At 55.1% G+C, this 1,991-nt stretch carries 1 protein-coding gene and 3 pseudogenes; 3 read left to right on the forward strand and 1 reads right to left on the reverse strand.

Features of this window, described 5'->3' with window-relative positions; genetic code table 11:
• The 3 genes and pseudogenes from FTU95_RS14890 to FTU95_RS14900 form a co-directional block, all read left to right on the forward strand.
• Nucleotides 1-125, forward strand: a pseudogene (locus tag FTU95_RS14890) (DDE-type integrase/transposase/recombinase); the annotation flags it as partial.
• 247 nt (nt 126-372) lie between these two features.
• Entirely contained in the window at nt 373-1,587 is a 1,215-nt protein-coding gene (floR, locus tag FTU95_RS14895; RefSeq protein WP_000214122.1) for a chloramphenicol/florfenicol efflux MFS transporter FloR, read from the forward strand.
• A gap of 27 nt (nt 1,588-1,614) precedes the next feature.
• Nucleotides 1,615-1,881, forward strand: a pseudogene (locus FTU95_RS14900) (LysR family transcriptional regulator).
• 35 nt (nt 1,882-1,916) lie between these two features.
• Here FTU95_RS14900 and FTU95_RS14905 read toward each other — a convergent pair.
• Nucleotides 1,917-1,991, reverse strand: a pseudogene (locus FTU95_RS14905) (IS6 family transposase); the annotation flags it as partial.

Consider the following 1,991-nt stretch of genomic DNA (forward strand, 5'->3'; position numbering starts at 1 on the left):
TTCAAACAAATTCAGGCTGGGTTTATACTGCATTTATTATTGATGTGTTCTCACGAGCAATTGTTGGATGGAAAGTATCGACACGGATGAATACAGATATGGTGCTCGATGCATTGGAGCAAGCATTTAGGGCGGCAGAGGGGGCTGGAACGCTGAGTGCGCCCATGCCGCATTGCGAAGCAAAAGATAATCGGATAAAATGTAGCAATTCATATTCGTAAGCGTGGAGTAATCAGATGGGAAATTCCAAGTCAGCAGACAAGTAAGCCGCAACAACCAGTATTGTTGTTGCGGCGCTCTGTAAGGCTAGTCTCATCTGATTGCTGACGAGCAGACGTCGCCCGGTATTCCTTAATCGAGGGTTGATTCGTCATGACCACCACACGCCCCGCGTGGGCCTATACGCTGCCGGCAGCACTGCTGCTGATGGCTCCTTTCGACATCCTCGCTTCACTGGCGATGGATATTTATCTCCCTGTCGTTCCAGCGATGCCCGGCATCCTGAACACGACGCCCGCTATGATCCAACTCACGTTGAGCCTCTATATGGTGATGCTCGGCGTGGGCCAGGTGATTTTTGGTCCGCTCTCAGACAGAATCGGGCGACGGCCAATTCTACTTGCGGGCGCAACGGCTTTCGTCATTGCGTCTCTGGGAGCAGCTTGGTCTTCAACTGCACCGGCCTTTGTCGCTTTCCGTCTACTTCAAGCAGTGGGCGCGTCGGCCATGCTGGTGGCGACGTTCGCGACGGTTCGCGACGTTTATGCCAACCGTCCTGAGGGTGTCGTCATCTACGGCCTTTTCAGTTCGATGCTGGCGTTCGTGCCTGCGCTCGGCCCTATCGCCGGAGTATTGATCGGCGAGTTCTTGGGATGGCAGGCGATATTCATTACTTTGGCTATACTGGCGATGCTCGCACTCCTAAATGCGGGTTTCAGGTGGCACGAAACCCGCCCTCTGGATCAAGTCAAGACGCGCCGATCTGTCTTGCCGATCTTCGCGAGTCCGGCTTTTTGGGTTTACACTGTCGGCTTTAGCGCCGGTATGGGCACCTACTTCGTCTTCTTCTCGACGGCTCCCCGTGTGCTCATAGGCCAAGCGGAATATTCCGAGATCGGATTCAGCTTTGCCTTCGCCACTGTCGCGCTTGTAATGATCGTGACAACCCGTTTCGCGAAGTCCTTTGTCGCCAGATGGGGCATCGCAGGATGCGTGGCGCGTGGGATGGCGTTGCTTGTTTGCGGAGCGGTCCTGTTGGGGATCGGCGAACTTTACGGCTCGCCGTCATTCCTCACCTTCATCCTACCGATGTGGGTTGTCGCGGTCGGTATTGTCTTCACGGTGTCCGTTACCGCGAACGGCGCTTTGGCAGAGTTCGACGACATCGCGGGATCAGCGGTCGCGTTCTACTTCTGCGTTCAAAGCCTGATAGTCAGCATTGTCGGGACATTGGCGGTGGCACTTTTAAACGGTGACACAGCGTGGCCCGTGATCTGTTACGCCACGGCGATGGCGGTACTGGTTTCGTTGGGGCTGGTGCTCCTTCGGCTCCGTGGGGCTGCCACCGAGAAGTCGCCAGTCGTCTAACCGACGACTGGTAGCAGGCCCGCTCCGATGCGGCGCACTAACCATCGAAACCTCGTGAATGTCGGTATCCTGTCTGGCAGGATACCGCTCATTTCCCTTGTTCAGTTCATCGCCGTCGCCGAGCATCTGAATTTTCGGCATGCGGCCAAGGCACTTGGTATCAGCTAGTCGAGCGTCAGCGCGCGTGTGAAAGCGCTGGAGGATAACCTTGGTGTCCTGCTATTTGAGCGCCATGCGCGGGGCGTTCGGCTAACAGACGCAGGCAGGCACTTCATGGGGCACTGTTGCAAATAGAGATTTGAGTCGATGATGTTCCCTTTAAAAAGTACTTAGAGACCGAAAACCCTGTTGATTAGACACACTTCACCCTGAGGCTGACCATAATAAAATGACGATGCTTGTCC

This window comes from Acinetobacter sp. YH12208 (assembly GCF_013418055.1).
GTDB classification, from domain to species: Bacteria; Pseudomonadota; Gammaproteobacteria; order Pseudomonadales; family Moraxellaceae; genus Acinetobacter; species Acinetobacter pseudolwoffii.